Consider the following 5,996-nt stretch of genomic DNA (forward strand, 5'->3'; position numbering starts at 1 on the left):
CCCCCGTTCCTCCCCTCACGCGTGGCTGCGCGTGGGAGCCGAACTCGGCGATCGGCTGGTCGCCCTCTCCGGCCGCCCAGACCTCCTCGTCACCTGCCGCCCCGGCACGCGCAGCGGAGCACCGGCCGCGTTCTTCCCCACTCTGGGCGAGGTCGAGTTCGACGCCGGCCTGTTCGCCCCGCTGAAGCCCCACGAGATCCATCCGCGGATCGTGGGCGACGAGGAGCGGTATCCCGCCGCCTGGGGAGTGTTCGTCCACGAGGCCGCGCACGCGGCCCACTCCGTCTGGACGAAGCCTGCCGGAGCGGACCCCCGTGTCGTCGAGGCCGCGCTCCTGCTGGAGGAGAGCCGTGTCGAAGGCGCACACCTGAACCGGCGGCCCACGGACCGCACGTACCTGCGCACCAGTGCCAAAACCCTGGTCATGCCCGACATCGCCCACCCCACCCTCCAGGGCATCGAGCACGCCGCCGCCGTGGCGGCCCTGGTCCTCGGCCGCCGTGACGTCGGCATCCTGGACGCCGGCGAGACCCGGGCCGTCGCCGATCTGTGCGAAAAGGTGCTGGGCGCAAACCTGCTGGCCACCCTCACCCGCATCTGGACCGCAGCCCACCAGTGCGCCGACCACGACGCCACGACCATGCTCGCGCACGCGAAAGAATGGTGCGACGCTCTGGACACCGCGGCCCCCGCCCTGCCCGTGCCGGAGAACCTCACCGATCTGCTGTCCGGCGCCGTTAGGGTCGTCATGGACAGCACGGCAGCCACCGACGCCGCCGACCTCGCGGCACAGGCCGCAGCGACCAACGCCATGGCCGCGCAGTCCAAGGCGCAGGCTCAGGACCGCGCCCAGCGGGCCGGCCAGCGACGCAAAGCCGCCGCCACCGCCAAGTCGGTCTTCAACGCCCGTGGCACCACCGTCACCCCCGACGGCACACCGGCGCCCTACAGCAGCCCGGTCACCGGCACCCGCAGGCCCACCGCCGCCGAGCAGAGTGCCGCCTGCGCGCCCGTCGCGTCCGCTGCCTGGATCGTGGCACGCGCAGCAGCCCTGACCGACCCCGACTCCCTTACCGCCACCATCGCCTATGACCTGCACCTGACCGCATTGACCCGACCCACCCACCGAGCACCAGAGCGCGTGACGACGTTCGATGCCAACGGCGGCCACCACAACCTCGGCGCCGCCATCGACGCACTCGACCACGGCCTCGAACTCAGCCGCCCCGGCGCCGGCCGCCTCCTCGTGATCGTCACCGACGCCCGGTACGCCAGCGACGAAACCGCTCAAGCCGTCACCCGCGTCAAGCAGCTCACGACCGCCGGCTGCGCCGTACTCCAGCTCACCCTCACCGCCCAGTCCCGCCACTTGCCGGGGACCACCTTGCTGCACCTGCCCCAGCGCTCCCGTCGCCATCGCCACGGCGGCCACAGACGCCATCCGCAGGACACGCTGAGACGACGCAGAAGGCGGAAGCGTCCCCCGAGACCACCGCCAAGCACTCCGGACCACCTCCGTCCGCCGCGTGAATCGCGCATCTGATGCACGACCCTCCGCAACGACGCAGGCCACCACCCCAACCGCCAACGAAAGGCACTCGATTTGAAGCCCCAGACAAGCAGCCCGACCTCGAACGTAACGCCCATCAAACGGAATTCCCCGGGGGTCCGTAAGACCTGGACCGTCGTCCACCGATGTGGACACGAAGTCCCGCATGATCTTTCCGACCGTCCCGCCGACCGGCGCGCCTCATTCGCCCGCTGGCTGGAGGAGCGCGACTGCTCTGCCTGCTGGAAGGCCGCTCGCGACGAGGACGGCGCCGGCAAGGAGGAGTGGCTGGCCGCCAAGCGCGCCGAGGAGCAGCAGGCCGCCGCCGAGTGGGCCGAGCAGTTCGACATGCCGCCGCTCGAAGGACCCGAGAAGGCCCTCGCCTGGGCCGAACACTCCCGCCACCAGCTCGTCAGCGCCGCGTACAGCGCGCTGGTGACCGAGGGCAGCTGGGACGAGGCCGACTGGACGGTCCTGGAGGACACGATCCGCACCCTCACCCGCGCCGGGTGGTGGCTCGATCAGCGTGCCGCCGAGGGCACTGACCTGCCCGAACTCCTCGACGCCGCCACCTGTGACGACGCCGGAACCGAGAACCCGTTCCGCTAGACGCGGGTTCTTATACCCGACGATCCCCGGTTACCGAAACCGGGGATTCTCCGGAGTCTTGTTCCTCCCACCGCCTCCCCTGCGCCTGCTCGTGGAAGGAACACCCTGCTGTGCCCGACGCCGTCTCCCGTCCACCGCATGCCCCCGGTGACATCGTCACCCCCGAACGGGACATCAATCACCAGCACTTCCGGCCCGGCGACCAGGTCGTCATCCTCAAGGGCACCTCCGGCAGCAATCTGTGGGGGGACACCTACAAGGTCGTCACGCCCTCGTGGCACACGCCGACCGACGAGGACGGGTGGCGGCTGTACGACCCGGACGGCGGCGCGCGTACCTACGTCACCGCTCACCCGCGCTACCTCGTCCACCTCTCCCGCCGCTGCCCGGACTGCCTCATCTACCAGCAGGCGCTGCGCATGTATCTCCTCCCGCGCCTGGCCGGCGCCGAAGGGGACGTCGACTGCGGCTGGTACTCGCTCACCCCTCTTAACCAGGTGGTGCACGTCGCCGACGCCCGAGGAGGGCGATGACCCGCACCGTCGGCCCGGAGCGCACCGCGGCGATGGCACGCGCGGAGACGATCGCCATCGAGACGGTCGCCGGGACCCAGTGGCCGGTGCGTCTGGCCGAGGACCTGCGTGATCTGGACGCGACATGGCAGGAGTCGGCCGAGGTGTGCACCGACGTCGCCTGGCAGGCCCGCACCGCCGGGAACAGTGCACTGGTGCTGCTCGCCCCCGGCGACGTCACCGACCCCGGGCCCGGACCGGGCCCGGTCGTCTCGCGGACGTACCAGCACCTCTATCTCAGCGCCCTGCGCTACGACTTCCGGTGCCGCTCCATCGAATCCCTGCTGAACCAGGTGCCGTTGAGCGTGCTGAACGCGGACCCGTACAGCTGGGCGCTGTACGCCTTCGCGCGCCTGGGCCAGTCCCGCTCGGACGGTCTGGCCGTGATGGAGCAGGTCCTCGCCACCGCGGCGGATCATCCCAAGACGCTGCACGTCCTGCTGCACGGGGTGTGGCTGGGCGGCCTGCTTCCCGGCCGCGCGGACACGCTCCTCGCCCTCGTGGACCGGCTGCCCGACGGCGGCGACGGTGATCCGATCGCGCAGTTCCGCAAGGCGTCGGCGCTGCGCGCTCTGGGCCGCTATCCCCAGGCTCACGCCGCCGTCGAGCGCGCCCTGGAACTCCTGCCCCCGGGCCATCCGGCCATCCACGCCGACCTGGTACGCGAACACACCCTGATCACCGCCTCATACGACCTGGCCCAACTCGCCCATCAGCGCCGGAAGCCCACCCCGCAATGATCATCCGTATCCATCCACGCCACTTCACGCCCGCCGAGCCGCTCACCGAGGCCCTCGGCCGGCCGGTCAGCAACCACGAGGGGCTGACCGCATACACCGTGGTCGCCCACTGGCCGGGGCTGGACCACAGCACGCCCGACGACGAGCAGAAGACCTGGACGTCCGCCGAGTGGGCCGAGCACCTGGACGCCCCCAGCTGGCAGCACCCCGACGCGGCCAGTGGGCAGGACGACGTCCGCTCCATCTGGCACGCGGAGGTGCGCCTGCACCCCAGCGACCGCGACCTCACCGGCCCCGAGTGGTCTGAAATCGCCCACCGGATCCTCCGCATCGTGGGCATCCACCGGCCGGGGGACGACCGCGGCTGCCGCTGGATCGCCGTCCAGGCGCAGCCCGGCCGTCTCGACCTGCTCGCCAACCTCATCCGGCCGGACGGCACATGGACCACGCAGCACCGTCGAATGTCTCCGGTCCTGGCGGCCGAGTGCCGGCGCATCGAGACCGAGCTGGACCTCCGCTCTCCCCAGGGCGGCGGCCCGATTCCCGAGCAGACCGCCCGGTTCGCGCAACGTGCCGCCGTACCGGCCAACGGTGCCTCGCCCGGCTCTGTGGACGCCGTCACCCAACTCGCCGGACTGCTGCAGCAGCTCGCCGCCGAGAACACCGGTCCGCTCGCGACCGTGCGCGGCCTCGTCGAGCACACGGCCCACCGTCTCGACCGTCTTCCGCACGCCTACGGGCCGGCCGCCGGACACCAACTGGAGCTGATCGCCCGCCGCTTGCACGGCATTCAGCAGGACCTCGACGCCACCGCCCGCGCCCTGCCCACCGCCGCGCGACCCGTACCGCTTTCGACCCGGATGGCCACCAGCCCCGTCATCGCCACTGCCGCGCCCGCCTCGGGCAACCAGCAGCGCTGATCCCCACCTCCCGTTCCTTTTGAGGAGACCATGCACGACTCCGCCCCCGACACCACTTTCGGCTCGTTCGCTGCCGTCCTCGCCGGCGAACTACCCGGCGCCTGGACCAGCACGTATCACCCGAACCGCGGCGGCACGACCGACCACGATTCCCTCACCGACCGTGTGTGGGACATGAACGACGTCGCCGACGCCCTGGCCAGGCGCACCGTGGACCACTACGCCGTGCTGACCCGCGACGACGGCACCCGGCTGTTCATCGCAGACCGGCCGGGTCCCGGCGAGGGATACCTGATCGCCGCCATGGCCCCCGCCGACGCACCAGCCGAGGCGTTCCGCGGTGTCCGCGAGCCCGACGGCATCGCGGTGGCCGCCGATCCGTTCAGCGCCGCCGAGGACATCCACTACGACCTGCTGCCCCTGTACGACAAGGCCCTCGCCCAGGTCCGCACCAACGCCGTCCGCATCGCGGCGTCTTCGGCCGCCGAACCGGAGCACGTGGTCATGACTTGGTCCGGCGGCACGCTCGTCGTCGAGCGGCCGGACCGTGAAGACATCACGGGGGTCCTGACCGAGCACGGCTTCGCCCTCGACACCGAACGCGACGCCTTCGTCCTGTCCGGGGACGACTCCGCACGCCAGGCCGCGTCCGTACGAGCCGCCGGCCACCGGCTGTCCGAACTCGGCGTCGGCGTGGTCCTGCGTAATCCGCCCGCCCGGCCAGCCCTCGGCACCGCCGCGGCAATGCCTCCGCCTCCGCCGATCACGGCCCCGCACCGCAGCCACTGGCCCCATCCCCGAACGGGAGCACGACGTACGTGGGAAACCGCGCCGACGACGAAGGCACCGACGTCGAGATCTACATCAGACCGCTGACCGACACGGTCCACGCCGACACACCCACCGGTGCGCCCGAGGAACTCCTCGCCCTGCTCGACCAGCTCGGCTTCGAACGCAACACCCTCAGGCCCGCGGGCTCCTCGGGCCCGACCTATGTGTGGCACGAGGCTCCCGCACGCCTCACCGAGGCCGAGAAAAGGAAGCTCGCCACCAGCGCCGTTCCCTCCCTGCTCGTGGCCGGGTACCTGGTCAACATCACCGACGCCGTCTGGGACGCCGCCGCCTATCAGGAGGCTGCGCTGGCAGCACGCCGCCAGCGCAGCGCCGCAGCCGCTCCGGACACGTCGACCGCCTCCGCTGTCCACCCCGGCGGCAGTGCGGCAACACCGCGTCGGCGGTGAACCACGCTCGAATGGCAGCCCGCTCGTGAGCCTGGCGGACGAGGCCGGGGCCGGCGTTTTGTCACCGTGACGGCACGAGCTACGTCGACACCCGCACCGGCGCCCTGGAACAGCTACTGGTCCTGCTCAACGGCCTCGGCCTCGAACACCACGACCACGGCGGCGAGATCTGGCATCAAGTCCCCGACCCAATGAACGAGATCGCCACGAAGGACATGGCCGCCCGGACTGTGTTGCTGCTGACCAGCCACGGCGACCAAGTCCCCATCGGCATAAGCCTGTTCAGCGGCGCCGCCTACCACACGGCCCTCGCCGCATCCCCAGCACGCTGGCCACCCCCCGCGCCCACGACGTCTGCCCCACAC

6 protein-coding genes and 1 pseudogene are annotated in these 5,996 nt (G+C 71.4%); all 7 read left to right on the forward strand.

What is annotated here, in order from left to right; all coding sequences use genetic code 11:
- A pseudogene (locus AC31A1_RS45090) lies at positions 1 to 1,457 on the forward strand (hypothetical protein); the annotation flags it as partial.
- A gap of 146 nt (positions 1,458 to 1,603) precedes the next feature.
- Entirely contained in the window at positions 1,604 to 2,158 is a 555-nt protein-coding gene (locus AC31A1_RS45095) for a hypothetical protein (protein ID WP_489658879.1), read from the forward strand.
- 110 nt (positions 2,159 to 2,268) lie between these two features.
- On the forward strand, positions 2,269 to 2,691 hold the full coding sequence (locus AC31A1_RS45100; protein WP_489658880.1) for a hypothetical protein: 423 nt from the start codon (positions 2,269 to 2,271) through the stop codon (positions 2,689 to 2,691).
- A complete protein-coding gene (locus AC31A1_RS45105) occupies positions 2,688 to 3,470 on the forward strand; it encodes a hypothetical protein (protein ID WP_489658881.1) in 783 nt (260 codons plus the stop codon). The genes AC31A1_RS45100 and AC31A1_RS45105 overlap by 4 nt, the downstream gene beginning before the upstream one ends.
- Positions 3,467 to 4,390, forward strand: a complete 924-nt coding sequence (locus AC31A1_RS45110; protein ID WP_489658882.1) for a hypothetical protein — start codon at positions 3,467 to 3,469, stop codon at positions 4,388 to 4,390. The genes AC31A1_RS45105 and AC31A1_RS45110 overlap by 4 nt, the downstream gene beginning before the upstream one ends.
- 30 nt (positions 4,391 to 4,420) lie before the next feature.
- Entirely contained in the window at positions 4,421 to 5,266 is an 846-nt protein-coding gene (locus AC31A1_RS45115) for a hypothetical protein (RefSeq protein WP_489658883.1), read from the forward strand.
- Positions 5,209 to 5,631 carry a hypothetical protein gene (locus AC31A1_RS45120; protein WP_489658884.1) on the forward strand — a complete coding sequence of 141 codons (423 nt, stop codon included), beginning with the start codon at positions 5,209 to 5,211 and terminating at the stop codon, positions 5,629 to 5,631. The genes AC31A1_RS45115 and AC31A1_RS45120 overlap by 58 nt, the downstream gene beginning before the upstream one ends.
- Positions 5,632 to 5,996 lie beyond the last annotated feature (365 nt).

This window comes from Streptomyces sp. P5F9, assembly GCF_057961495.1.

Bases quoted from the DNA above. Each gene is read 5' to 3' on its own strand.
- AC31A1_RS45105 (WP_489658881.1), top strand. From the start codon at position 2,688: ATGACCCGCACCGTCGGCCCGGAGCGCACCGCGGCGATGGCACGCGCG.
- AC31A1_RS45110 (WP_489658882.1), top strand. From the start codon at position 3,467: ATGATCATCCGTATCCATCCACGCCACTTCACGCCCGCCGAGCCGCTC.
- AC31A1_RS45115 (WP_489658883.1), top strand. From the start codon at position 4,421: ATGCACGACTCCGCCCCCGACACCACTTTCGGCTCGTTCGCTGCCGTC.